This is a genomic window from Chloracidobacterium sp. (genome assembly GCA_025057975.1).
Classification (GTDB): domain Bacteria; phylum Acidobacteriota; class Blastocatellia; order Chloracidobacteriales; family Chloracidobacteriaceae; genus Chloracidobacterium.
Genome location: JANWUV010000011.1, coordinates 1 through 25,873, shown reverse-complemented (window position 1 = coordinate 25,873; position 25,873 = coordinate 1). Strand labels below are relative to the sequence as shown.

Below are 25,873 nucleotides of genomic sequence, written 5' to 3'. Positions count from 1 at the left end.
CATTGACTTTGCGCGTTTGCAGGCGCACAACTAAGACGTCCCGGATGCGTTGTAGCGCGCAGTGGCGCTGCGACGCCGCTGTGAGGTTGTCATCATGAAGCGTGAATCGTACTTGTTGTCGAATGGTCGAAGCATCATCTTCACGGAGCGGAAGCTGTGGCTGACCCGCCCAGGTGAGTTGGCGGATGTTTTGAAGTCGCTGCTGGCGGTTGGCTTCGCCGTGGTGTCATTTGTGACGACGATGGCGGCCGCCGCTGGACTGATGCAGGGGTTTTCGCCGGTCGGGGTGGTGTGGCTCGCGCTGGGCGCAGCTGGTCTGTACACAACTTGGTTGTTGTTCCGGCGGGCAATGGGCGCTATTGCCGGGCTGCCGGAATTGGTTGTCGAACGCATTGGCGACCGTTTGTATGTCTTGGGCGAAGCCTACGAGGCGTCCACAGCGCGCTTCTTTGGGGCGTGGGGTGTGTTAGGCGTTCGGCAAGGCGCAGTCGAGACGCCACTGCTGCGGGGACTGGACGCTGATGAAGCGGATTCGCTGGCGACGCACCTCAACCATGTTCTTCTCGGTGATGTCTTGGCTGGAGCAACGCAGCCAGTTGCAGCTCCTGAGGCGGCCCTACCAGCGCAAGCCTAGTTATCGTGTGGCGGCGCGTCTTTTGAGCGGTGAGCATTGCCAAGCGTGACGTTTCTCACATAGCATCCGCCTGCCGGTGGTGGTCGGTGAACCCGCCGGCGCCGGGCGGGTTTGTGAGACCCTAAACTCTAAAGTGTGGCGCACGGGCCGCGCCGCTGGTCACCGCTATGCCCCTTGAACAGGTCATCCGTGAATGGAAAGTTCGGCACCTAGAGCCATCGCGTCCTGTGGTGGTCGCGCCTGAAACCTCACTGGCGGACGCCATCAAGGCGATGATGGCCGAGCGCGCCGGTTACGCTTTCGTCTGTGAGGACGGGCGTTTGCTGGGGATTGTGACGGAACGCGATTATCTGCTCAAAGTCATCGGTCTTGGGGTTGGGTACGACGCCGCCGTGCGTCACTTCATGACGCCCAACCCGACAACCATCCGCGAAGACGCCACCATCCTTGAGGCGATGCGTTTGATGGATCGCGGGAACTACCGGCATTTGCCGGTGTTGGATGCGGACGGCCGCATCCTTGGTGTGATTTCCACCCGGCACATCATCAGTTTCATCGTTGATCACTTCCCCAAGGATGTCGTCAATCTCCCGCCCAAACTTGACCAGAAGAGCCTGACGGTGGAAGGCGGTTAGCCGGTTGGGGCGCTGCGCCGCCGCCTGCGATGCGGCCGACGCAGCACCTACAGAAAGCAACGCTTTCTGAAAGCCGGCCTGTCAAACAACAACGTTTGCCATCATGGGGAGTTCTCTCGATGTCATCCACAGCCATCCTTGGCAACACTGAAGAAAGAGTTCAGGAAGTCACTTCTGTTACCATTCGCTTCGCCGGTGACTCCGGCGACGGCATGCAGTTGACCGGGACGCAGTTTACAAACACAGCGGCGCTACTAGGTAACGACATCAGTACGTTGCCGGATTTTCCCGCCGAGATTCGCGCGCCGCAGGGCAGTTTGCCGGGCGTCTCCGGCTTCCAAGTCAACTTCTCCAGCATGGACATCCGCACACCTGGCGATGAGCCGGATGTCCTTGTGGCGATGAACCCAGCCGCCCTGAAGGTCAATCTGCCCGACCTGCACGAAGGCGGCATTTTGATTGTCAATGAAAACGAGTTCACCAAGGCGAACCTCGATAAGGCCGGCTACACCTCCAACCCGCTGACGGACGGTTCGCTGGCGGGTTACCGACTGATTTCAATCCCGATTACGGACCTGACTTACAACGCGCTGGCCGACATGGAGATGACCAAGCGCAACAAGGAACGTTGTAAGAACTTCTTTGCGCTGGGGATTGTTTTTGCGTTGTTTGACCGGCCGTTGGAGCCGACCTATCGGTGGATTGAGCAGAAGTTTGCGGCCAAGCCGGAAATCGCCGAAGCGAACCGGCGAGCGCTTAAGGCTGGTTTCGACTACGCGGACACGACGGAGATTTTCACGACGCACTATCGGGTGCGGAAGGCGAATCTGCCGCCGGGTAAGTACCGCAAAATCACCGGCAACGAAGCGACGGCGTTGGGGTTTGTCACAGCGGCGGAGTTGGCGGGGCGGCCGCTGTTTTACGGCAGCTACCCGATTACGCCGGCCTCGGACATTCTACACGAGTTATCGCGGCTGAAGAACTTCGGCATCAAATCCTTTCAGGCCGAGGATGAAATCGCCGCGATGGGGGCTGCGATTGGCGCGGCTTTTGCTGGACATATCGGCCTGACGGGCACGAGCGGTCCCGGCGTCTGCCTCAAAAGCGAAGCTATCGGCTTGGCGGTCATGACTGAACTGCCGGTAGTGATTATCAACGTTCAACGGGGCGGTCCATCCACAGGGTTGCCGACCAAAACCGAGCAGGCGGACCTGCTTCAGGCGCTCTATGGCCGCAACGGCGAGTGTCCTGTCGCCGTGGTTGCCCCATCTTCACCCAGCGATTGCTTCTACATGGCGGTGGAGGCTGTCCGGCTGGCGGTCACGTTTATGACGCCGGTTTTCTATCTTTCAGACGGCTACATTGCCAACGGCGCCGAGCCGTGGCGGATTCCGCAGCTTTCGGAGCTACCGGCGATGAAGGTGGCGCTGCGGCAGGACCCAAAGGGCTTTCTGCCCTATGAGCGGGATGAGCAGACCTTGGCGCGTCCCTGGGCGATACCGGGAACACCAGGTCTTGAACACCGCATTGGCGGTCTTGAAAAACAACACCGCACGGGGAACGTCAGCTATGATCCGGCGAACCACGATTTTATGGTGCGGCTGCGCGCCGAAAAAATCGCCCGCATTGCGAATTTCATCCCCGACGCTGTGGTAGAGGGCGACCCAGAAGGCGATCTGCTGGTGGTGGGATGGGGCGGCACGTACGGCGCAATTGCGACGGCGACCGAGGAGCTGCGCCGGCAGGGGTATCGGGTGTCCAATGTTCACTTGCGCTACTTGAATCCCTTCCCCCGCAATCTGGGCGACGTGCTCAAACGATTCAAGCGGGTCGCCGTCGCCGAGCTCAACCTTGGGCAGCTCAACCTGCTGATTCGCGGCAAGTTCTTGGTGGACAGCGTGAGCATCAACAAGGTGGCCGGCAAGCCGTTCAAAATTTCCGAACTGGTGGCACACTGCAAGGCGTTGCTATGACATTGATAACAGTATTTCACGCGCCGCGCCGCCCCCGCGCGGCTGCGACAGGATGACACAACCATGACCGAACCACTCAAAATCGCCGGCGCATCTGAGACGCCGCTCAATCTCCAACGGACGGACTTCATCTCGGATCAGGAAGTTCGTTGGTGTCCGGGCTGCGGGGACTACTCGATTCTCTTTCAGGTGCAGTCGGTGCTCCCCAAGCTCAATATCCCACGTGAGAACCTCGTGTTTGTGTCGGGCATCGGTTGTTCGAGCCGCTTCCCGTACTACATGAACACCTACGGTTTTCACACCATTCACGGCCGTGCGCCGACGATCGCCACCGGCATCAAGGTCGCCAACCCGAATCTGTCGGTATGGGTCATTACTGGCGACGGCGACGGCCTCTCCATCGGCGGCAATCACTTCATCCACATCATGCGCCGCAACTTGGACGTGAATGTGCTGTTGTTCAACAACCGCATTTACGGCCTAACGAAGGGACAGTACTCGCCGACTTCGGAGTTCGGCAAGAAAACGAAGTCAAGTCCGATGGGCAGTATTGAGCGGCCAATCAATCCGCTCTGCGTTGCCATTGCCTCTGAGGCGACTTTTGTGGCGCGCTCGATTGACGTGGACACCAAGCACCTTGCGGCGACCATCGAGCGGGCGGCGCGGCACAAGGGCGTGTCGTTCATCGAGATTTATCAGAACTGCAACATCTTCAACGACGGTGCGTACAAGCATATCAGCGACAAGGAAGTGCGCGCCGACAACATGCTCTACTTGGAGCATGGCAAGCCGATGATTTTCGGCAAGGATCGGAACAAGGGCATTCGACTCAACGGCATCAAGCCGGAGGTCGTCACGATTGGGGAAAACGGTATCACGGTGGATGATTTGCTCGTTCACGACGAGCATGCCGAAGACCCAACGCTGGCGTATCTGCTGACGCAGATGGATTTCCCGGAGTTCCCCGTGCCGATGGGCGTGTTTCGGAATGTCGTCAGGCCAACGTTTGAGGACTTGATGGCGCAGCAGATCGAGACGGCGATGGCAGGTGGACGCGGCGACCTAGAAAAGCTCCTCAACAGCGGCGACACGTGGGTGGTTGAGTAAACGGCCGCGCTTGCGTTGCGCCGAAAAGACGGCGCAGCGAAAGTTGGAAGCCCGCCGGAAGGCGGGCTTCTGATTCTTTCCAGCGGAATCTCTTGAGGCGTTTTCTGTCAAGGCGCAGCGCGGCGTACGCTCTGGCGTCGCGGCCGTGTCAACTCGGCCTGACCCCGGCGTTTGCGTCAACGCCGCCCCTTGACGATGACGCACGAACCTACCGGCCCTTCTCACGCAGCGCCGCTTGGACTTCGGGCGGCAGGTTGGTGAAGAAGCGGTGCCCGGTGGCGCGTTCGATGTCAGCGACCGATACGCGGTAGTTTTCCCAGTTGTCGTTGCGAATGCCCTGCCGGTTGGGCATGTCCACGGCGATGACTTGGGTATCCTTGTTGATGCGCGCAAGATCGTTGTCGCCGCGTGGAATCAGGACGACTATCTTCCAGACCCGTTCGGGGATGGCGATGTTGGCGTCCCCACCCTGGCCTGGAATACGTCCGATTTCACCGTAGCTGCCCATCACTGTATAGGCTTCCATGTCGTTCTGGCGAATCTGGTCGCGGACGTACCGCTCCATCCGCTCCCACGGCCCTTGATTGTTGTCTGGCGCTTGCGGAAGCACGTTTGTCATCAGGAACGTGCCGTCGTTCATTTGGCGGTTGGCCGTCCGGTCAGCGCTCGGCAGGTGGTGGCCGCGGTCGTAGCCGCTGCCTGTGTAGTCAAACGCCGTCACACGTCGCCAACCTTCAGGGAGTTGGTTGTCCGTGCTTCTTTCATCAAACTTGCCTCGGCTTTCGCGTCCTAGGTGCGACTGGTCGGTATGCCACGCAACCCAGTTGGGCTTGGCGTCGGCACGGTTGTACGAGGCCGTGAACTGATCGCGAACAATAAGGTAGTTGTTTTCATTGCGGACATCCGGCGTGGCGTTCGACGGATTGCCGAGTAGGAGGGGGCTGTTGTCGGGCGGCGGCGTCGGACGCGGCGGGGCCGGCGGCGGCGTCCGATCCGTCCCCGTCACTGAAAGCGACCAACTGCGGAGTGTGCCGACATCTGCGCGCTCACGGTCTTCGACGATGAGCGTCCATTCGCCCTTGGCGTCAATGCCGTTGAAGTCGGCCGGATTGGCGGTGAAGCTCACTGTCCCGTTGCCGCGTCCGCCCTCACGGTTGCGCAACGTCACTTCCTGGCCTTGCGGCGACCGAAGTTTGACCACCAAGTCGCTCGCGTAGGTGTGCGCAATGTTGACATCCACGCGCACACCGGTCGCTTTGATGTCATCGTTGATGACAATGCTTGACGTGGTGGTTTGGAAATCCCGAATGGCGGCGTTGGGTGTCGCGGTCTGTGTGACGGTGCGGACGCCGTTGGCCGGCGGTGCAGGCGGCGGCTCCGGCGCCGGGCGAGTTCCTGTCAGGGCCAGCGACCAGTTGCGCAGCGTCCCAACATCGCCGCCGGCGCGATCCTCGACGATAAGCGTCCAGTTGCCCTTGGTCGAGACGCCGTTGAAGTCGGCCGGATTGGCGGTGAAGCTGACCATACCGTCGCCGCGCCCCCCTTCGCGGTTGCGAAGCGTGACTTCCTTGCCTTCAGGGGAACGCAGTTTGACGACTAGATCACTTGCATAGGTGTGGCTGATGTTGACATCCACCCGGACGCCGGTCGTTTTCAAGTCGTCGTTAATCGTGATGGTGGAAGTGGTGGTCTGAAAATCCCGGATGGCGGCGTTAGGGGAGGCCGAGCCGGTGACAGTCTGCGTCAGGCCGGCCATCGCAGCCGTCATCGTCGCATTCGCCGCCGTCGGCGTGGCGGACTGACGAAACATCGCAAACAAACTAGCGCGTAGCCGGTCAGCCTGGTTGAAACCGACACGCGCCGTGTGCGCGGCGTCCAGTGAAGCCAAACTGAAAGCGGAGGGGCGCTGGTTGGTCGTCTCAACCGGCGCAGGAGGCGGTGATTGTGTACGCGCTCGTGGGGCGATGGATTGATCTTCCACCCGCGCCCGTTGGAGGCGGGAAATCAAAGCGGCGAAGGGATTACCAATGCGTGTCATAACATCCTTTCAAAGCGCGCAAATGCCTTTCGCATATCAAGAAAAATACCTACCGGCGTATGCCGGTCGCCCGCCAGAACATCGTTGGTTAGCAGGCTTTCCACGCCATGTTATCGCGTCTGTTCAGAGTATGTTGCGCCGAATAAAGCCTTGGTCTCGAAAAAGTTAGCCTTGGCCTTTCGATGTAAATACGACATTAACGAAGGCTGCCTGCTACGTTGCGTTTTAGCTTTGCTGAAACACGGCTGATACACTACCGCGCCAACGGCGACAGGCGCGCGCCGATTGGAACACAAAGTGTGGTATATGCAACCGACCGCCAAAACGACGGCGGCGCAGCCAAATCTTCGGTGGCGAGGTAAACGCCGATGTCGCGTCGGTCGTGGTTTGCCAAACTCTTCCTCAAGGACGAGGAAGTTTACCTGTTCGGCGTTCAGCTTGTGATTCGAGCCTTTGGTGAAGATACACTGCGCCGGCGACTGGCGACAGTCGTCGCTGACCCGGACGGCGATCTGCAGGATGCCGCCGCCAAACAGCGGTATCTCAAGCGCATCGTGGCGCTGTTGCTGGAACAGGAACCCTACTGGACACATGCCTACTGGGAGTATGTCGCCGGTGAGGAAGCACGACAGATGTTTGAAGAATGGTCGGCGGAGTTGTCGGCGTCCTCGGCGACCGAAGAGGAGGAGGTCGGAGATGAGGTGGATTACATGCGCCGGCTTTCCAATCGCAAGGACTACGTAGCGGCAACTGTTTTGCTGCTATTGAGCGTCCCATACCCGCCCGGCGAGGCTGTCACCGACGAGCGACGCTACTGGCAACGGGAAACCCTGCGGTCGCTGGTCAACGGCATCCTGTATGTCAACCCGGAGACGATTCTCGCCGACGCCGTGTTCGTGATGCCGGGCAGCCCCGAAGACGGTCTTTCGGAGGAGGATTTGCTCACTGGCGGGTGGAGTCATCTGCGGGTGATTATGTGAGGTGATGAGGGTATGAAGCGCCTGCATGTTGTGGCATGGCTGACGGCGGCGCTGATGGTAACGCCTGGTGTTGCTCAAGACGGCGGCCGTCCGCGCACAACGCCGCCAACCTTGCCCGGCGCCGGCGACGATATTGCCATTGTCGCCGATTCGCGCGGCGTCGTGTTCAGCGTTGTGGATGAACGCGGTCGGATTGTATCGAACCTACGTGCGGAGGATTTCGAGATTTACGAAGACGGCCGCCGCCAGACGATAGACCTGTTCCGCACCAGCAACGACCTGCCGTTGATGCTGGCCGTCCTGATTGACGTAAGCGACAGCCAAGCGTCGCTGCTGCCGGTCGAAAAGCGGGCGGTGGATGTCTTTTTCGATGCGTTTTTCCGTCCCGGCCGGGACTACGGCGCGCTGCTGACCTTCGGCGGCGAAGTGGAACTGGTCAACGGGTTAACCAGTCACCTGAAGTCGCTCAAAACCGCGCTGGGCCGCATTGAGCGCGAACAACGCTTCCGCGACGAAGACAACGCCACGCCGCCGCTGGGGACGGCGCTCTACGACGCGCTGGACATCACAGCGCGCGAGACGCTCGATGGGCCGACAGCGCGGCGCGTCATCAACAGCGGCGGCATCCGCCGCGCCATCCGGCGGGCGATCTGCGTCCTGACTGATGGACGCGACACCGCCAGTCAACTAACCCTAGAGCGTGTGGCGACTAATCTGCGGCGTCGCGGTATCGTCGTCTATGCCTTGGGGATGGGCGACCGCTTCCGCTTCGGCGCTGTGGATCGTGACGCGCTAGAGCATCTCTGTGCGCTGACCGGCGGCAAAATGTTCGTCCCCACCGACGAAGCCGAACTGGAACAAAGCTTCAAGCGCATCGTGGACGACCTCAGCGGGCAGTACATCGCGCTGTATCGCCCGACCGGGCCGCCCGCCGCCGCCGGACAACGCACCGTGGAGGTACGTCCGCGCGACCGGCGTCTGCGGGTCTTTTCCCAAACCGAGTACTCTTCCGAGTAGAACAACCCTATGCGTGTCGTACGTGATTCTTTGGCGATTTTAGCAAGTTTGGCGGTGATCGGTTCGGCGGGGGGCAGCACGGCGTTCGGGCAACAACCGCCGCCTGTCCCGCGCAGCGATGTCACCTTTCGCACCGTGACCATTCGCTACCCCTTTGACCGCGAAGTGCGCGTGCCAATGGTCGGTACGGAGCGGTTCGGAGCGAATGTGAGCGGTGAGGCGGTCATTGAACGGCGCAGCAGCATCACGAAGATTTCCCTGACGCTCAAGCGCCTACCGCGTCCGGCGACGGTCGGACCAATGGCGGCGACCTACGTAATGTGGGCCGTGACGCCGGAAGGTATCTGCGACAATTTGGGTGAGTATCGCAAGCGGCAGAGCGATACGCTCGACGGCTGGTTCGGCTCGGAAATCAGTACGACGACGCGCCACCGCAACTTCAGCCTGATTGTCACGGCTGAACCACACTACTTGGTGGCGTCGCCATCGCGTCTGGTTGTAGCGGCGAATGCGGAAGTTCGCACTGGACAAGTCTTTATCGCCGACAACGAGATTGATTTTTCGGGCGACGCCGATGTGGAAAACCGCATTGTGAGTCCCGAACCGCCGGCAGCCGGCCGCGATCCGCGCTATCCGCCGGAACTGTTGCAGGCGCAGCGGGCGCGCGACATTGCGCGTTACTACGAAGCTGACACGTTTGCGCCACAGTTGATGGCGGCGGCCGGCGACGCCTTTGCGGCGGCCGAAGACCTTTACCGGCGCGGCCGGCGCGACGAAGCGGCCGAAACGGCCGACACGGCGATCCGTCTGGCCGAACGCGCCCGGCGCATCGCCGTCGGGCGCATGGCGGCGGAACGCCGGCGGCGTGAGGTGGCGGCGAAAGATGATGTCATCGCCGAGTTGCAGGATCAGGTCAACCGGATTCCGGCGCTCCAGGCGCAACTAGAAACCGAACGCCGATTGCGCCGTGAAGTCGAAGCTGAACGCGAACGCCTCCGCGACGACTACAACCGGCTGGTCGCCGACAAGACGCAGGGCGACGCCAATACGGCGAGCCTGCGCGAGGAAATCCGGCGGCTGCGCGCCGAACTAGATCGGGCGCAGGCGGCGACGCGCGAGGCGCGCATCAAAGCGCTGCGCGAAGAACTGGCGCGGCTCTTTGTGGACGCCCGCTTTGAAGCGCGCGGTTCAGTGCTCACGCTGCCGGACGGGGACTTTATTAGCACCCCGCGCCAACCCATGGCGCTGACGCCGACCGCTATGGCGAAACTGGATCGGTTGGTGGAGTTTTTGCGGCTGACGGAAGCGGCGGTACGGATTGAGGCCTACACCGACAATACCGGCACGGAGCAAAGTCGTCAGGATTTCTGCCGTGAGCGCGGACAGTTGGTGTTGGGCTATCTGACGGCGCGCGGCATTCCGGCCGACCGCGTCCAAGCCTTTGCTATGGGCAACGCCAACCCACGGCAGCCAAATACGACGCCGCGTGGACGCCAAGCCAACCGGCGGGTCGAGTTGATTTTGCCGCCACCGTCCGACCTCGAAGGCGCGACGGCGGCGCCGTAGCAACGCCGTCGTGGGACGCGGCGGCGCACGGTTTCGCCTTCGTGAACAGTCGGGGCGCCATGCGAAAGAAGCTGCCTATCGGCATCCAGACGTTCCGCGAGATCCGCGAAGAAGGCTACTACTACGTGGACAAAACCCGCTTTGTCGCCAAGCTGGCTGAGGAAGGCAAGTATTATTTCCTCGCCCGCCCGCGCCGCTTTGGGAAATCGCTCTTTCTAGACACGTTGGCCGAAGCCTTCGCCGCCAACCGCGCGCTTTTCGAGGGCCTCGACCTCGCTTGTCGCTGGGATTGGAGCCGGCCGTACCCCATCATTCGCATCAGTTTCGCCGAGGGGGGCTTCGCCTCCCGTGACGAGCTTGACGAGCGCATTCAGGACATTCTGGACGCCAACGCCGCCCGCCTTGGCGTTACGGCTACGGCGCGCACCATTGCCGGACGGTTCGGCGACTTGATCACCAAGGCGGCCGCCAAGCATGGCGCACGAGCAGTGGTCTTGGTGGATGAGTACGACAAGCCGATGCTTGACAACCTGACCGTTCCGGAGACGGCGCGCGCGCTCCGCGACGGCTTGCGTGATTTCTACTCCGTACTCAAGGCGCAGGACGCGCATTTGCGGTTCGTGTTTTTGACCGGGGTCTCGAAGTTCAGCAAGGTCAGCTTGTTTTCGGGCCTCAACAACCTCTACGACCTGACGCTTGACCCGGACTACGCGACGCTGTGCGGCTACACCGAAAACGAGGTAGAGGGAACGTTTGCGCCGGAGTTGGACGGTTTGGCGCGCGCCGACATCCGGCGCTGGTACAACGGCTATCGGTGGTTGGGTGAGCCGGTTTACAACCCCTATGACCTATTGCTGCTGTTTCGGACGCGCGATTTTCGCGCGTGGTGGTTTGAGACCGGCACGCCCACGTTTCTGGTGGAATGGCTCAAGGCGCGGCGCTTGTTTACCCCACAACTGGAACGCATGTTCGGGGATGATGAACTCCTGTCGGCCTTTGACGTTGACGTGATCCGCCCGGAAGCCCTGTTGTGGCAAACCGGCTACCTAACGATTCGGGAGCGGGAGCGTGTCGGTGGGCGCGATGCGTACTGGCTGTCCGTGCCGAACCAAGAAGTCCGCAGTGCGCTCAACCGCGCCTTGCTGACAGCGTGGCTGCCGGACGCTGCCGCCGCCATGCAGTCGGGGTTGAACCTCCATCGTGCGCTGGCAATGGGTGACGTTGAAGCCCTGCGCCGACACATCGAGCGTCTGTACGCAGGCATTCCGCATGACTGGTACCGCTCCAACCCAATTGCGCAGTACGAAGGCTACTACGCCGGCGTTTTTTACAGTTACTTGGCAGCGCTGGGCTTTGACATGACGGCTGAGGACGTTTCCCAGCACGGCCAATGTGATTTGGCGGTGCGCGTCGGTTCACAGGTGTATTTGTTTGAGTTCAAAGTGGTGGATGGCGACGCGCCGACCGGCGCGGCGTTGGCGCAGTTGCAGGCGCGCGACTACGCGGCGAAATATCGCGCGCCTGAAGCAACGATTTGGCTGATTGGCGTTGAGTTCAGCCGCAGTAGGCGGCAGGTTGTCGGTTGGCAGTGTGCGGCCGACTGACACAACAAGCCATGGAAACGAGCTACACACGGGACGTGGCACGGCGTCGCATCCACGGGAAGTGCGCCGGAAGTCCATACGTCGTATGTGTATCGCTTAAGGCGGCGAGAAAACTTGCCCTCAGGCTGCACACGGCTTCTCGCTTCCCGGAAAGCCTACGACGGTCGCCTACGATGGCGGCCTGCGCGCCGTTTTTTCGTTATCATCGAGGAAAGCGCAATACCAGGCGATGGTCGCTTGCAGGCCCTCGTCTAGCGTTCGCTGGGGCGTCCAGTCCAAGAGGGCGCGCGCTTTTGAGGCGTCTAGATACTGCGAATGAATTTCGCCGACGGCCGTGTTCCGAATGTCAGGCAAAAGATGGCGGCAATTCATTAGGGATTGAATGCGCTCCACCAGTTCCAGCACCGTCAATGGACGTTCGGGGCTGAAGTTGAACGCTTCGCCGGCGACGCCGGGACGGTCAAGGTAAACCGCCAGCCGCAGGTAGGCGTCAACGACATCTTCAACATAGAGGTAATCGCGGACAAACGTCCCGTCACTGCGGATGATGGGACGTTCACCGCGCCACAAGGACCGAATCGTGCCCGGCACAATTCGACTCCAGTTCAAATCGCCCCCACCGTAAATGTTGCCGCACCGCGCTACGGCGACCGGCAACCCATACGTGTGATGATAAGCCGCCGCAATCAAGTCGGCGCAGCTCTTAGCGACTTCATACGGATGGCGCCCCTGAAGCGGCATGGTCTCGACGTAGGGCAGCGTCGCCGCCGTTCCGTACGCCTTGTCGCTTGACGCCACCACAACCCGCTGTACAAAGGCTTGGCTGCGCCGACACGCTTCCAGCACATGGTACGTGCCGCGAATGTTCGACTCGAAATTCTCCAATGGGTTGCGGTGCGCAGCGCCGACGATGGTTTGCGCCGCCAAATGAAACACCGTGTCCGGTTCGTGGTCGTTGACGGCGCGCTCAATGGTCGAGAAGTCCTCCAGCCGGCCGTTGACGACGGCGATGCGCTGGATGTCGCCGGAACGGAACAACTCGGATTGCGGGTCGGCGTCGCGCACCAGCGCGACCACTTGCGCGTCGGCGGCGATGAGGGCTTTGACGAGCCAGGCGCCGACGAGTCCCGTTGCGCCTGTTACAAACACGCGCCTGCCGCGCCAGAAGTTCACCAGACTTTCCATGGAGCGCGACCGCTCCTCCAAAGCTCGTTTAGGAGTTGAAACTCGCGCGGCGTGTCCATTGGCTGCCAGAAACCTTCATGCCGGAAAGCCATGAGTTCACCGTCGCGCGCGAGGGCTTCGAGCGGTTCTTTCTCCAGCATGAGGTCGTCGCGGTCAGGGAAGTACCGTTCAATTACATCGCGGTGAAAGACGAAGAAGCCGCCGTTGATATAACCGCCGCTCACCTGCGGCTTTTCATTAAACACACGCACGTGATGGCCGTCATCAACAACGAGTTCGCCGAACCGGCCCGGCGGACGCACCGCCGTGACTGTCGCCAGCCGTCCATGCCGCCGGTGAAACGCCAGCAGCGCTGTGATGTCAATATCGCCGACGCCGTCGCCGTAGGTCAGGCAGAACAGTTCGTCTGCTTCGAGATACCGCCGCGCCCGGCGGATGCGCCCGCCGGTCAAGGTGTCTTCCCCGGTGTTGACCAGCGTCACCTGCCAGGGTTCGGTCGGCAGGCCGTGAAAGGTGAGTCGCCGTTCATCGGTCGCCGCCAAGTTGACCGTTACGTCGGTCTCGTAGGCGGCAAAGTTGAGGAAGTATTCCCGAATCACCACCCCCTTGTAGCCGAGCAGCAAAACAAACTCCGTAAGGCCATGTGCAGCGTAAAGTTTCATGACATGCCAAAGGATGGGATGTTCGCCCACCGGAACCATCGGTTTTGGAATGGTCTCACTGACCTCCCGCAACCGAGTTCCCCGTCCACCGCACAAAATGGCAACTTTCATGACAGTCCTCGTAGCGTTGTGGCGCTTTCAGCCGCCGACGGCCTTGCTGATAGTGATGCCGTAGGTTTTACATTTGGCGTAAAGGCTCGGTCGGCTGATGCCAAGCTCCTGCGCCGCGCGCGTGACATTGCCAGCGTGACGTTTGAGGCTTTCAGCAATGAGATGACGTTCGAGCATAGCGACGGCGTCGGCGAGTTTTGGTGGAATCTTACCTTCCGGAAAAATGGCGTCGTCCGTCCGCGCGCTGGGAGCACTCAGAGCTTCAACGGAGAAGTTGAAGGCTGAAGGCGTTAGGATGGCTTGGTCGTCCGCTAGTGCGACGACGCGCTCGATCTCGTTTTGTAGTTGCCGAACATTGCCGGGCCAATCGTGGAGTGTCAGCGCCGTGAGCGCCGCTTCCGACAACGTGACGGTTTTGTGGTTGCGCTCCATGGCTTCTTGAAGGAAAGCCTGCGCCAGTACAGGAATGTCGGCCCGGCGTTCGCGCAGCGGCGGCAGGTTGATGTTCAACACGTTGAGCCGGTGAAACAGGTCTTCGCGAAACCTACGGGCGGCGACTTCGCGCGCCAAATCGCGGTTGGTGGCGGCAATGATACGGACGTCAACTGTGACGGCGCGATCCGCGCCTACTGGATGCACTTCGCGTTCCTGTAGGAAGCGCAGGAGCTTCGGTTGTAAGTGAAGCGGCAGTTCTCCGATTTCGTCCAGAAACAGCGTGCCGCCGTCGGCGGCGCGAATGACACCCAGTGCGTCCTTATCCGCACCGGTAAACGCGCCCTTCTTGTGTCCAAACAGTTGACTTTCCAAGAGTTCTTCCGGGACGGCCGCGCAGTTGAAGGCGACAAAAGGCTTGTTGCGGCGGCTCGAAGCGCGGTGAATGGCGCGGGCGACGACTTCCTTCCCGGTACCGGATTCACCCGTGATGAGAACGGTCACGGAGGAGTCCCGAATGCGGAGAATACGTTCTGCGATGTCCCGCATGGCGGGCGACGCCCCGACTAGTCCCAGTTCAGCCAAAACGGCGTCGTCCGCCCGAACCTCGCTTGCTTTTTGGGCTGTGGCGAGTTCTTCAACTGCCGCCCGCAGATGGCACAGTTCCAGCGCGATGCCGGCGACTCGCAGCAGCGAATGGATAAGGGGCTCAATGTCCGGTTTGAGGCTGCCGAGGTGAATCCATAGGCTGCGTGGCCGGTGGGGCGACAGATGATTTTCGGCATGCCACAGACGCTCAAAACGGATGGTATCGCTCTGGGAACTGTCGGGGTTGCGGAGGCGGCGGCGCAACAGCATGCCGAGGTCCTGGACCGTCTCACTTTCAAGGCCGCGCGAGGTAATGGCTAGCACATCGCCATCCACGTTTTCGGCGAAAAGCGCAACCGCCACCTTGTAGCTGTCAATAATGGCAGCTAGTTCCCGCGCGACGGATTCCGTTGACACAGTGGCGGCTGTCAGGCGTTCGACCTGCGCTGTGTTTAATCCCGGTAGGTCTTGCAGCGTCACCGGCGTTCGGCGGTTGAGCTCGACGAGCGCCGCCTCCGCCGCCATCAGGTGTGGAGCCGTGCCAAGGTGACGGAAGATGTTGATGGCGGTTTCCAGCCATTCACGCTGACGCGCCGCTGGAATCTCTTTGTCGGTGACCGTCCCCGCGTCAAAGTAGGCTAACGCCGCCTGCCAGGCGAAGTTCAATGACTCGAAGCAGCTGACGCTGCGCATGAGCAGGGAAAGACCAGTGTGGATGTCCCCTTGCGCCAAGGCGATTTTGCCGCTGATGCGCTCAACATGCGCTGTGAGGAGCGCATTCGACATGCGCGCCGCCAAGTCACACGCCACCTCGTAGAAGCCTTGCGCCCCGGCGATGTCACCCTGCGCCAGACGGGTTTCAGCCAGCCGGAGATTTGCGTACGCTACTCGTGTGGGGCGGTTCATCTTGATGAACAGATCACGCGCCTCGGCGAAGTTCCGCTCCGCGTCGGCATAGTGCTGTTCAAGGAAATCGGTTTCACCCAGCGCGTCACAGCATTCGGCGAGCAGACTCCGGCTACCGGACTGCGAGGCCAGCATGTTGGCGTCGGCTAAGGACAGCCGGGCGTCGGAAAACTTGCCGCGCCGCGCCGCCAAACGGCTCAGCGTCACTAGCGTGGAGCAGCGAATAGCCGGATCACTGTCGCTGACTAAGTATGCGGCTTGTTCAAGTAGGGCTTCCGCTTGATCCCAGTTGCCGGTCGCAAAGTGAATCTCGGCGACGTTGCGGTAGCCGTTCGCCAGCAAGCGCGGGTCATTGGTGGACATCCAGTGGTCTAACGCCCGCTCGTGGATTAGGAGAGCAAGCTCGACATTGCCGCACTCGAAGGCAATCACCGCCTGACTGGCGCGCAAATGACCGAGCAAGGTCTGCCCAAAAATGGAGTCGGCTTTGGGAGAATTGGTCAGGGCGACAATCCCGCGTTCTGAGACCTCCTGCGCTTCGGCGGTGCGTCCCAGCAGGTTGCAGACATAGGTCAGCGCCCAGCACGCCTGCGCGAAGGCGCGTAGGTTTCTCGTTTTGCCGAGCGTTTCAACCGCTTGCCGCAGCGCGTCGTAGGCCATTTCGTACTCGTCCAACAGCCAGTACGCATAACCAATCACGGATGCCGCTTCGCCCGCGCACTCATCGTCATTGGCCCGCTTGGCTAACTCCAGCGCCTGTTTGGCCAAATAAATCGCCTGTGGCGCGTCATTGACCCACCGGCACAGGCTGGCTTTGCGGAGCAGGACTTGGGCAGCGATGTCGTCAGGAAGCCCGTCAAGGTTGATTTCCGCCAGCCGTTGCTCGGCGGCGCTGTAGTTGCCCAGTACCTCCCACTGTTCAGCGATTTGACAGCGCCGTAGTGCGTCCAACGGCGGCAGTGAAATGGAAAGTAGATCTTCGAGTTCCTTGAGTGCAGCCAGCGGATCGCGTCCCGAGACATCCCCGATGTTTTGAGTGACGCGCCCCATAGCGGAGAGATCATCCGCCGGTTGTGTATCAAAGTAACGCATGGCTACGGACACCCTACCTCAGCCCGTTTCACACAGGAAATCCATGTCGGCCCGACTGTCACTCGTCGGGGAAGTTGTCACCCGGCAGCCTCGCCAAAGACGCAGAGGGCGGTCCGACCACCGTGAAAACACCTGTTACGCCTTTTCTAACATCTTCCTTGCAAATGCTTTGTCGTTTCTCGGCGGAACCGAGAGGGTGGCGCAAAGGTCTGGCACGGGACTTGATTCGCAATAAACCGGTGATGCCATTGGTTTGATTTTACGTACTTACCGATGTCCCAAAGCTTATCACGATGAGGCGCTTCTTTCACGGTCTGATACTCTTGATCACGTTGGTCGGCTTGGGGCTGCTCGGCGGTGTTGCTTTTGGCAGTGAATCGTCACGCTCCGCTGGCTCAGCAAACGGCGATGGCGCGAAAGCGCCACGCTCTTCCAAGCTGCCTGTTTCCAAGTCGAAAACCGCTCAGCGCGGTCTCCGACGTCAAGCGCACCGGGTAAGACGCCAAGCGCGCCAGCTGAAAGGTTATCGAGTGGTTCAGCGTCGGAGCATCAAGCGTCGGACACCACGTCATCCGGCGCAGACAAAAGCGATAACGCTCAAGGGCGCTGGGTTGGCTCAGGAGACGCCGGCTCTGACTGCCCCCCTTCTTGAAGCCGTCCACGTAGCCGAAGCTGTGGCGTATCACTTCGCCGGTTACACTGCGACGGCTGATGGAGCAACCGCAAGACTGTGGTACAGCCGAACCTACACTGTTAAGTCGGCTTACGCTTATGTCGGTCGGATGAAGCTCAACGGCGAAGAAGTTCACGTCTGGATGGAAACGGCTGGGAATGCGCTTGCCAGTCTGGTCACTGAGCAAAGCCCTGAGCCGTTGCCGGACATTGCCCAGATGATGGAGCGGTTTCCCGACGGCGGCCTCGGCGTGATCATCGCCGACCCCGGTGATTTCGCTCCACCGGCCGAGCCAGCGGTCGAAGTCGTGGAGTGGACAGGGCCAAGTCGTTAGGGCGTTGGGCGTGCACGACGGCTGTTTCCTGAAGCTGGTTTTTGTCGTTTTTCAGAACTATTCAAATCTGCGCCGAATGATGGTCGGCAGGACTTTCGCTCTGGCAGCGGCAACGTGTAGTGTTCTCCATCGCTGCACCATCGGACGAATGCCGAATGGCGACTGTCACGAACTTGACACGCAATCCTGTTGCCAGAGAGGATGCCCATGCGCCGTTTCCTTCGCTTGTTCCTGTTCCATCTTGGCTTGGCTGTGCTTTGTATGATTGGCGGCTCTGACGAAGCCTATGGGCAATACCAGAACTATCTGTCGCCCGGCATGGAGTACGACACCATGGCGCTGGCGAACGCCAGTTTTATCTTGTCGCAGGCGCAGCAGAACGCGGCGCTTCAATATATTCCACTGGAGTTAGATAATCGGCAAAGACGACGGCGCACGTCGCCGCCGGCAGCGCGGCGGTCGCCAGGAACTGCCTCGCCACGAGCTGGACAGCCAACACCTGCAACGACGCCGCGCGATTATTCCGCCACTGATTTTCGTCCGCGTCGCCGCCAGAGCGTCGCCGACCAATTTGCGGCGCTGGCGCACGACCCTAGCCATCGTGCGCCGCTCCGGGAGTTCGGTCAGACGCTCTTTAACGAACTGGAAAACAGTCCCGAATTCCGGCGGAACAACCTGACGTACGCTGTCGGCCTCGCCATCGGCGCGGCGTTGGGGATTGAACGGGGACGTGAGCTGACCGAGGAGGAATCCTACTACGTGCTTGACACAGTGCACGAATTTTTGACCACCGGCTCGGATGTCACCCGCCGGACGCCCGAAGAGCAAACTGCGCTCTATGACACCTGCGTTCTGTTTACCGGTTTGATGGTCGCTTTTGACGCCGACGCCAAAGCCAACGGGACGCCGGAAACCCGCCGCGCCGCCCGTGAGATCGCCCGCGCTACACTCAAGACTTTTGGTTTCAAGCCCGACGGAAGGCGCTAAGAAATCGCTTCAAAACCCCGTCCCTGCGACGAGCTGAATGTTTCTGGAAGGGAAGTGGGTCACACTAGTCCCTTGCTAGTACGGCTGCGTCGCTGGGGCGTCGTCCCTTGACCCACACAGCAAGCTGCTCAAAATTGTTCCGCCCTGAGCGGCTTTGTCGTGTGTTATGGCGATTTCCTGCTTTCATCTTGCTTTCCCTGTCACCGACCTTGACGCCACCCGCCGGTTCTATGTTGAAGGGTTGGGTTGCACGTCCGGTCGAGCCTCAAACCGCGCACTGATTCTGAATTTCTTCGGCCACCAGATTGTCGCCCACCTTGTGAGTGAGCCGCCGCCGCCGCAGACCGGGATTTACCCTCGTCACTTCGGGATGGTGTTCGCTGACGAGGCAGATTGGGCTGCAGTGGCGGCGCGCGCCGAGGCCCACGGACTGCGTTTCCGTCAGCGACCGCGTATCCGCTTCCCCGGCGAGCCGACCGAACACCGGACGTTTTTCCTTGAAGACCCGTCTGGAAACCTGCTGGAGTTCAAACACTACACCCACCCTGAAGCCATTTTCGGTTGCGCTGAACTTGCGGCCGTCGGCGACGCCTGACTTTGTAAAGTTTTCTAACACCCGTTGCTTATGACCTTTTGCGCAACTTCGCGTCGTTGCCTCCACATCGGCTTTTTGCTTTTAGCAATCTGGTTGAGCGGCGACCTTGCGCCGTTCGTTGTGGCGCAAACTTCCTATCGGACGCCGCCGAAGCCCATCGCTGATCTGGTGGACGCTCCACTACCGCCGGCGGCGCTGGTGAGTCCGCAGCGGACGTGGTTGTTGCTTGCGGAGCGCCCGGCGCTGCCGCCAATCGCCGAAGTCGCCCAACCCGAACTCCGACTGGGCGGCGTCCGCCTCAACCCACGGACTAACGGCCCCAGTCAACCGGCGTACCTCACCGGCCTCACGCTCCTCCGGCTTGCCGACGGAACCAAACGTCCTGTCACCGGCCTTCCGACGCCGACGCGGTTGGGCGATCTGAGTTGGTCGCCGGATGAGCGCCACGTGGCGTTCACCCATACGGCGGGCGACCGTATTGAGTTGTGGCTGCTGGACGTTGAAAAAGCCGCCGCGCGGCGACTGGGCGACCTGCGGCTCAACGCCGTCGTCGGACGCCCACTCCAGTGGTTTCCCACCGGTCGGTCGCTGCTGTGCCGCGTCGTACCGGCGGGACGCGGTGCTCCGCCGTCGCCGCCGCCCGTCCCGGACGGCCCCATCGTGCAGGAAAATCGCGGTCGCGCTACACCCGCCCGGACGTTTCAGGACCTCCTGCGCAATCCGTACGACGAGGCGTTGTTCGATTATTACCTTACGGCGCAACTCGTTCAGGTTGACTTGACCGGCCGCGCCACGCCCATCGGCCGACCGGCGGTGATCCAGAACGCCGCCCCATCGCCCGACGGGCGGTACTTGTTGGTGCAGGCGCTGCATCGCCCCTACTCGTACACGTTACCGGCCACGTATTTTCCAACCCGCATTCAGGTGTGGGATGAGCGCGGCCGGGTCGTCCGCGAGATCGCCGACCTTCCGCTGCGCGACGACATCCCCACAAGCTTTGACGCCGTAGCCAAAGGGCCGCGCAGCGTCCAGTGGCGGAGCGACGCTCCGGCGACGCTCGTTTGGGTGGAAGCGCAGGACGGCGGCGATCCGAACGTCAAGGCCGACATCCGCGACCGGCTCTTTTTCCTGTCCGCACCGTTCACCGGCGAGCCACAACCGTCCATCGGCTTTGCGTACCGGTTCGGCGGTGTCCAGTGGGGAACGGGACAGCTGGCGCTGGCTTATGAAGGCTGGCGGAAGACGCGCATGCGGCGGACGTGGCGCTTCCAGCCTGACGCGCCTGCCGCCCAGCCGACGCTGGTTCACGAACGCTCTGGGGAAGATCGCTATAGCGATCCCGGCAACTTCCTGACGTACGTTGCGCCGGACGGCACGGTGCGGCTTCTGTCGCCTGACGGCGGCAAGACGCTCTATCTTGCGGGCGAAGGCGCGTCGCCGGAAGGTGACCGGCCGTTCCTAGATCGCTTCGATGTCGGGACGGGGCAGACCACTCGCCTCTGGCGATCGGAAGCGCCCTACTACGAAGAACCTGTAGCATTGCTCGACTCGGAAGCTAAGCGGGTGTTATTGACGCGGGAATCGCCGACCGAACCGCCGAACTACTTCATTCGTGACTTGGCGACGGGCAAGCTGACGGCGCTGACGAACTTCCCGCATCCAACGCCGCAGTTGATTGGCGTCCAGAAGGAACAGATTCGCTACAAGCGCGCAGACGGCGTTGACCTGACGGCGACGCTCTATCTGCCGCCCGGTTATGACGCCAAGCGCGACGGGCCGCTGCCGTTGATGATATGGGCGTATCCACAGGAGTTTGTCAGCGCGGCTGCCGCTGGACAGGTGCAGGGGTCGCCGTATCGCTTTGTTCGGGTGAGCTACTGGGGGCCGTTGTTTTTGTTGACGCAGGGGTACGCCGTCCTTGACAACCCCTCATTTCCCATCATCGGCGAAAACGGACGCGAGCCGAATGACACCTACATTGAGCAGTTGGTGGCGTCGGCACAGGCGGCGATTGACGAGTGTGTTCGGCGCGGCGTCGCCGATCCGAACCGGGTCGCCGTCGGCGGTCACTCGTATGGGGCGTTTATGACGGCCAACTTGCTGGCGCATTCGCGTCTGTTCCGCGCCGGTGTCGCCCGCAGCGGCGCTTACAATCGGACGCTCACGCCGTTCGGCTTTCAGGCTGAGGAGCGCACCTACTGGCAGGCGCGCGAGGTTTACCAGCGCATGTCGCCGTTCAACTACGCCGACCAGATTCGTGCGCCGTTGCTGCTCATCCATGGCGAGGCGGACGATAACGCCGGCACGTTTCCCATCCAGAGCGAACGGCTCTTTCAGGCGATAAAAGGTCTCGGTGGGACGGTTCGGTTGGTGATGCTGCCGCATGAGCGCCACAGCTACCGGGCGCGGGAATCCATTCTGCACATGCTCTGGGAGACGTACACGTGGCTGGAAGAACACGTCAAAAACGCCAAGCCGCTTGAAGCGGAGAAGGCGGCTTCCGGCTCGCGTAGGGGTGAACGGTAGGGCGTGTCAACGAGGGTGTAGGCGTATGCGGCGGTGAAGCCGAAGCCGTCGCGTCTTCGCCGCCCGGCTTGCCGCGCCGGCGCGCTTCCCAACCGCCGCGTCCAACTCGTGATGTTTCCCTCCGCCTCGTACGTGTATTCGCGCCGACTCAGCAACTCGCCCCAACCCCCACGTTGACCAGCGCCCTCAACCGCCGGTCGCCCGCGTTGTCCGCGTAACTCATCTGCGTCTTCTGCCCGCTCGGATACAGCAACGCCGGCGCACACCCCCTCACGGCCGCGGCGGCAACGCCAAACCCACCGGCACGTCCATCGCCACCCGCAACCCAGTGTCCTTCTCCCGACGGTTGCTGTACGCGCTCCCACGTCCCGCTGAGCGACACTGAATCGCCAATGACAGCCAACTGCCGCCCCGAGAAATCCGTTTTCTCTCGTTACATGGCCGGACAATCTCCACCCACGCCCGCCCATCCGTCGGCGCGCCCTCGTAGCCCAAGTGCTCAATATCCTCACACCACTCCTCCACATTCCCGTGCATGTCCGCCAACCCCCACTCGTTCGCCACGCCGTGACTCCCCACCGCCGCCGGCCGCGCCTCAAACTCCCCTTCCCCGTACGCCCCCCGCCCACAGCCCCGCAGCCTAAACCGCGCCACACAATGGTTGATGCTGTTCCCAAAGTGAAACGCCGTCGTCGTCCCAGCCCGACACGCATACTCCCACTCCGCCTCGCTCGGCAGCCGATATCCCCGCCCCGTCGCCCGCCTCAGCCGCTCACAAAACTCCATACTCTCCTCCCACGTCACCCGCCGCACCGGCCACTCGTCGTGCCGACTCCCAAACGGCAACCACGCCCCAGGCCGACGCGGCAACCCACGCTCCACGCGCCCCCACCCAGCCACTTCCCGCCACTGCCGCTCCGTCACCTCATACCGCCCCAGAAAAAACGCCTTCACCCGCACCTTGTGACACGGAAACGGAAACGGCACGGTGTCAATCCCATCCCCCATCACAAACTCTCCGCCCGGTATGAGCAGCATCTCCAACGTCACCCCGTTGCCCAGCGCCTCCCGAAACCCCCAGTTCCATTTCCGCTCCCGCCGCACCTCGCGCCCTGCGTCGTCCAGCGTCACCACCTCGTATGTCAGCTTCTCCAGCTGTATCGGTCGCGGCGCAGCCGGTGAACTGTCCGCCGCCGCGCCGCCGCCGACCCACAGCCACGGTCCGGTCAGCCACAGCACCGCCACCCAGCAACCCCATCGCACGCCGTTCCGGACTGTCATTGCCCACCTCCTTTCGCGCACGCGCCTTCGTCTTATCACCTGTCTTCTCAACCTCTGGGAGTGGACGCGCCATCCAGCACCCCTGACGCGGCAGCGCCGCCGGCGGCGACCACGCTCAGACGGTTTCCGAGACCGTGGAACAAGCTAGTACACTTTCCAAGAAAACTTAGCCTGCCAAACCGTTGACCCGGCTCACGCAGGGTACGCGCCACTTGCGCGGAAACTGCCCTAGCGATCCAAGAACTTCCGACATTCCTCCGGCACGGACGGCGGCGCCGGGCAGGTGTCCGACCCTCCCGACGGCTTTCTGTACTTGTCAGGCCAGTTCTCCGGCTTCCAGTTCTCTTGGTTTTTTCGGTTGTCGTACGCCCGACCGCCAAACCACTGCACCGCCCAGCAGTACACCCACGCCGCCACATAGCACGCCCCCTTGCGCACATCCGTCGGGTAGTGCCGGCAGTGGCATTTCATCCCCTCGCACAACTTCTTGTCGCAGTCCCGACGCGACAACAAATGGTACTGGTAACACTGATCATGGAAATCGCAGTACGGCTCAAAGACCAAATCCGGCACCAGCTTGTCTCCCAGCCCGCCCGGACCGCACGCCAGCCCCGTCGGGTCTACCCGCCGCACAGGATTGCTTCCCACATAGGCATACAGATGCAGCCCGCCCCACTCCTCAATCGGGTCGCGGCTTAGCCACCGCCCCACCTCCGCGTCGTATGCCCGATAGTCCGTCAGCGCCAACCCGCTGCCCCCGTGTCGCCAGTAGCCCCCGTAGCCGAAGTCGGCTCGGTAACTCCCCGCCGCTTGCGTCGGCCGCCCCCACGGGTCGTAGTCGTACCGCGCCGCCAAATTCCCATTCCCGTCAATGACTTCCCGAATGCTCCCCAGGTGATCCCGCGTGTAAAAATACTTCTCGCTCCCGTCTTCCACCCCGCTCCCAAAGTACCGCTTCGTCACCACGCCCGTGTTGACCCCATCCCGCTCCTCCACAATCTCCACTCTGCCCCACCATGCCGCTAGTCACCTCCACCACCAACCGTATTATTTCGCAAACCACCCAACAATTTTCACCGGCAATCTTTGCTCCGCTATTTCAACTGATTCCGGTATCTCGTAGATTGCTTGAAAGATTCTATAATTCCCCTCGCTAGGATACATTCCATCTCTTATATGTATTACACTTCCTTTGAGTTGTCCGTCTAACACTAAAACATCGCATACACATATATGACCTTTGCTACCTTTATCCACAAGCGTAGCTAGTAAGTATTTATTTCTTGTATCTATTTTTCGTTCCCTTAATCTCGTGATTTTTCCATCCATCAAGGTAGTTATATCACAAGACTTGCATAAATTAACCTTATCCCCACTTATAACATCCACCGTGATTTCTAAATCCTCAAGGTTATTCAGATAAACTAAGGCGCTCTCAACGAAATTAACTCTGTATTCTCCAAGCCAGTATGGATTAGAGTTATATTGACTATACATGTAGAGCAATAAAAGTGCTACTATTAGTGCCAAACATACTATTCTTGGAACAGTTAGACTTTTTTTCACAAAGCGCGTTACCATTGCCAATTTCTCCACGGGTTTGTGTAAGAGCCTGGCAACCACCCCCAGATAGGAGGTGGCAACCCTGCATCTGCTAGTCTTTCACAGGCCCATCCAGTACAATTCCTACCGATCAGATTGGTAACATCATAGTTATCATTTGCATGCTGGTTAATTGAAAACTCTAAAGCCTGCATCGTCTGCGGACAGACCTTGTAGCTTTGCCCAGTCCCTCCAAAATGACCTGAATCGTTAACTAATCTCCCACTATCAATTGGATTTCCACGAGTCCAAGGATAATGACCAACTGTTCTGTACGGAGTCTGCAAATACGTGTGTGGCGGTATTCCCCTTACATCATTCCATATTGAAACAGTGACCATTGTATGACAGTCACAATATCTACCTGCTTGATCCTGGCAAAGATTACGACATTCGGGATGCGGCCACGACTGACGGGGAGGGGGCGGATAAAACGGAGAATCCGGCATAGTAAACGGATAAATATAAGAATTTGGTCTAGGACCTGCTGGAGATCGCTGAAGACCTAATCTATCCTTGCTTCTTACTGGATTGTTCCCAACATACTCATACAAATTCAGCCCGCCGGTTTCCCCAATCGGGTCACGGCTCAGCCATCGTCCCACCTCCGCGTCGTACGCCCGATACCACGTCAGGTTCAACCCGCTCGGACGGTGCGCCCAATACCCGGCATACCCCCAATCCGCCCGGTAACTCCCCGCCACTTGCGTCGGCCGACCCCACGGGTCGTAGTCGTACCGCGCCGCAAGATTCCCGTTCCCGTCAATGACCTCCCGCACGCTCCCCAAGTGATCCCGCGTGTAGAAATACGTCTCATTCCCATCCCTGACCCCGCTCCCAAAGTACCGCTTCGTCACCACGCCCGTACTTGTCCCATCCCGCTCCTCCACCACCTCCGCCCCATCCCACACGTACCGCCGGTCGCTGATGACCGTCGCCCCGTCCTTCTCCACTATGCGCACGCGCCGCCCAAGCCCGTCATAGCCGAACTCGCTCCGCCGTCCGCCCTTGATGATCGCCGTCACCCGCTGCGCCGCGTCCCACTCCACACGCTCGTAGTCCGTCGCCGGCCCGCTCCCGCTGCCGACCGCCAACGTCTCGCTCGTCCGATTCCCCGCCGCGTCGTACCCGTACCCCACCTCTCTGACCGTCGTCGCCCCTTCCTTCAACACCGCCCCAACCAACTGGTCGGCGTTGTCGTAACTGTACGTCTCCACCCGCGCCGGCGCGCTTCCCAGCCGCCGCGTCCAGCTCGTGATGTTCCCCTCCGCCTCGTACGTGTACTCGTGCCGACTCAGCAACTCGCCCCCAACCCCCTCGTTGACCAGCGCCCTCAACCGCCGGT

20 protein-coding genes are annotated in these 25,873 nt (G+C 60.9%); 12 read left to right on the top strand and 8 right to left on the bottom strand.

Annotated features, from left to right (window positions below; genetic code table 11):
• The first annotated feature begins 94 nt into the window (after positions 1-94).
• From NZ585_10725 to NZ585_10710, 4 genes are all read left to right on the top strand, one after another.
• Positions 95-634 (top strand): hypothetical protein, encoded by a 540-nt coding sequence (locus NZ585_10725; protein MCS7080503.1) that lies wholly within the window; start codon positions 95-97, stop codon positions 632-634.
• Between the two features lie 167 nt (positions 635-801).
• A complete protein-coding gene (locus tag NZ585_10720) occupies positions 802-1,269 on the top strand; it encodes a CBS domain-containing protein (GenBank protein ID MCS7080502.1) in 468 nt (155 codons plus the stop codon).
• 119 nt (positions 1,270-1,388) lie between these two features.
• Positions 1,389-3,242: a 2-oxoacid:acceptor oxidoreductase subunit alpha gene (locus tag NZ585_10715; GenBank protein MCS7080501.1), complete on the top strand. Its 1,854-nt coding sequence runs from the start codon at positions 1,389-1,391 to the stop codon at positions 3,240-3,242.
• A 63-nt stretch (positions 3,243-3,305) separates the two neighbouring features.
• The gene (locus tag NZ585_10710) at positions 3,306-4,349 is read left to right on the top strand and encodes a 2-oxoacid:ferredoxin oxidoreductase subunit beta (GenBank protein MCS7080500.1); all 1,044 of its coding nucleotides are present in this window, start codon (positions 3,306-3,308) and stop codon (positions 4,347-4,349) included.
• Between the two features lie 208 nt (positions 4,350-4,557).
• On the opposite strand, the gene NZ585_10705 is transcribed toward NZ585_10710, so the two are convergent.
• Entirely contained in the window at positions 4,558-6,387 is a 1,830-nt protein-coding gene (locus tag NZ585_10705) for a DNA/RNA non-specific endonuclease (GenBank protein ID MCS7080499.1), read from the bottom strand.
• Between the two features lie 368 nt (positions 6,388-6,755).
• Here NZ585_10705 and NZ585_10700 point away from each other — a divergent pair, with 368 nt between their 5' ends.
• The 4 genes from NZ585_10700 to NZ585_10685 are packed head-to-tail and all read left to right on the top strand — an operon-like array spanning position 6,756 to position 11,554.
• The gene (locus NZ585_10700) at positions 6,756-7,367 is read left to right on the top strand and encodes a DUF1517 domain-containing protein (GenBank protein ID MCS7080498.1); all 612 of its coding nucleotides are present in this window, start codon (positions 6,756-6,758) and stop codon (positions 7,365-7,367) included.
• Between the two features lie 12 nt (positions 7,368-7,379).
• The gene (locus NZ585_10695; protein ID MCS7080497.1) at positions 7,380-8,384 is read left to right on the top strand and encodes a VWA domain-containing protein; all 1,005 of its coding nucleotides are present in this window, start codon (positions 7,380-7,382) and stop codon (positions 8,382-8,384) included.
• Positions 8,385-8,393: 9 nt separating this feature from the next.
• Positions 8,394-9,950, top strand: a complete 1,557-nt coding sequence (locus NZ585_10690; protein MCS7080496.1) for an OmpA family protein — start codon at positions 8,394-8,396, stop codon at positions 9,948-9,950.
• Positions 9,951-10,009: 59 nt separating this feature from the next.
• A complete protein-coding gene (locus NZ585_10685) occupies positions 10,010-11,554 on the top strand; it encodes an ATP-binding protein (protein MCS7080495.1) in 1,545 nt (514 codons plus the stop codon).
• Positions 11,555-11,722: 168 nt separating this feature from the next.
• On the opposite strand, the gene NZ585_10680 is transcribed toward NZ585_10685, so the two are convergent.
• From NZ585_10680 to NZ585_10670, 3 genes are read right to left on the bottom strand one after another with little or no spacing between them, the layout of a single operon-like run.
• Positions 11,723-12,739 (bottom strand): GDP-mannose 4,6-dehydratase, encoded by a 1,017-nt coding sequence (locus NZ585_10680; GenBank protein MCS7080494.1) that lies wholly within the window; start codon positions 12,737-12,739, stop codon positions 11,723-11,725.
• On the bottom strand, positions 12,724-13,512 hold the full coding sequence (gene rfbF / locus NZ585_10675) for a glucose-1-phosphate cytidylyltransferase (protein ID MCS7080493.1): 789 nt from the start codon (positions 13,510-13,512) through the stop codon (positions 12,724-12,726). Before rfbF ends, NZ585_10680 begins: the two co-directional genes overlap by 16 nt.
• Before the next feature lie 27 nt (positions 13,513-13,539).
• Positions 13,540-16,530, bottom strand: a complete 2,991-nt coding sequence (locus NZ585_10670; GenBank protein MCS7080492.1) for a sigma 54-interacting transcriptional regulator — start codon at positions 16,528-16,530, stop codon at positions 13,540-13,542.
• Between the two features lie 530 nt (positions 16,531-17,060).
• On the opposite strand from NZ585_10670, the gene NZ585_10665 reads away from it, so the two are divergent.
• The 4 genes from NZ585_10665 to NZ585_10650 all read left to right on the top strand — a co-directional run bounded on the left by NZ585_10665 (position 17,061) and on the right by NZ585_10650 (position 21,645).
• Positions 17,061-17,537, top strand: coding sequence for a hypothetical protein (locus NZ585_10665; GenBank protein ID MCS7080491.1), 477 nt, complete (start codon positions 17,061-17,063; stop codon positions 17,535-17,537).
• Between the two features lie 207 nt (positions 17,538-17,744).
• Entirely contained in the window at positions 17,745-18,524 is a 780-nt protein-coding gene (locus NZ585_10660; GenBank protein MCS7080490.1) for a hypothetical protein, read from the top strand.
• 166 nt (positions 18,525-18,690) lie between these two features.
• Positions 18,691-19,119 (top strand): VOC family protein, encoded by a 429-nt coding sequence (locus tag NZ585_10655; GenBank protein MCS7080489.1) that lies wholly within the window; start codon positions 18,691-18,693, stop codon positions 19,117-19,119.
• A gap of 30 nt (positions 19,120-19,149) precedes the next feature.
• Positions 19,150-21,645, top strand: a complete 2,496-nt coding sequence (locus NZ585_10650; protein MCS7080488.1) for a prolyl oligopeptidase family serine peptidase — start codon at positions 19,150-19,152, stop codon at positions 21,643-21,645.
• A gap of 270 nt (positions 21,646-21,915) precedes the next feature.
• Here the strand turns inward: NZ585_10650 and NZ585_10645 are convergent, their stop codons facing one another.
• The 4 genes from NZ585_10645 to NZ585_10630 all read right to left on the bottom strand — a co-directional run.
• Positions 21,916-22,926 (bottom strand): formylglycine-generating enzyme family protein, encoded by a 1,011-nt coding sequence (locus NZ585_10645; protein MCS7080487.1) that lies wholly within the window; start codon positions 22,924-22,926, stop codon positions 21,916-21,918.
• 228 nt (positions 22,927-23,154) lie between these two features.
• The gene (locus NZ585_10640; protein MCS7080486.1) at positions 23,155-23,931 is read right to left on the bottom strand and encodes a hypothetical protein; all 777 of its coding nucleotides are present in this window, start codon (positions 23,929-23,931) and stop codon (positions 23,155-23,157) included.
• A gap of 42 nt (positions 23,932-23,973) precedes the next feature.
• Positions 23,974-24,507, bottom strand: coding sequence for a hypothetical protein (locus tag NZ585_10635; GenBank protein MCS7080485.1), 534 nt, complete (start codon positions 24,505-24,507; stop codon positions 23,974-23,976).
• A partial coding sequence (locus tag NZ585_10630; protein ID MCS7080484.1) for a hypothetical protein occupies positions 24,501-25,873 on the bottom strand: 1,373 nt, incomplete at its 5' end. The genes NZ585_10635 and NZ585_10630, both read right to left, overlap by 7 nt.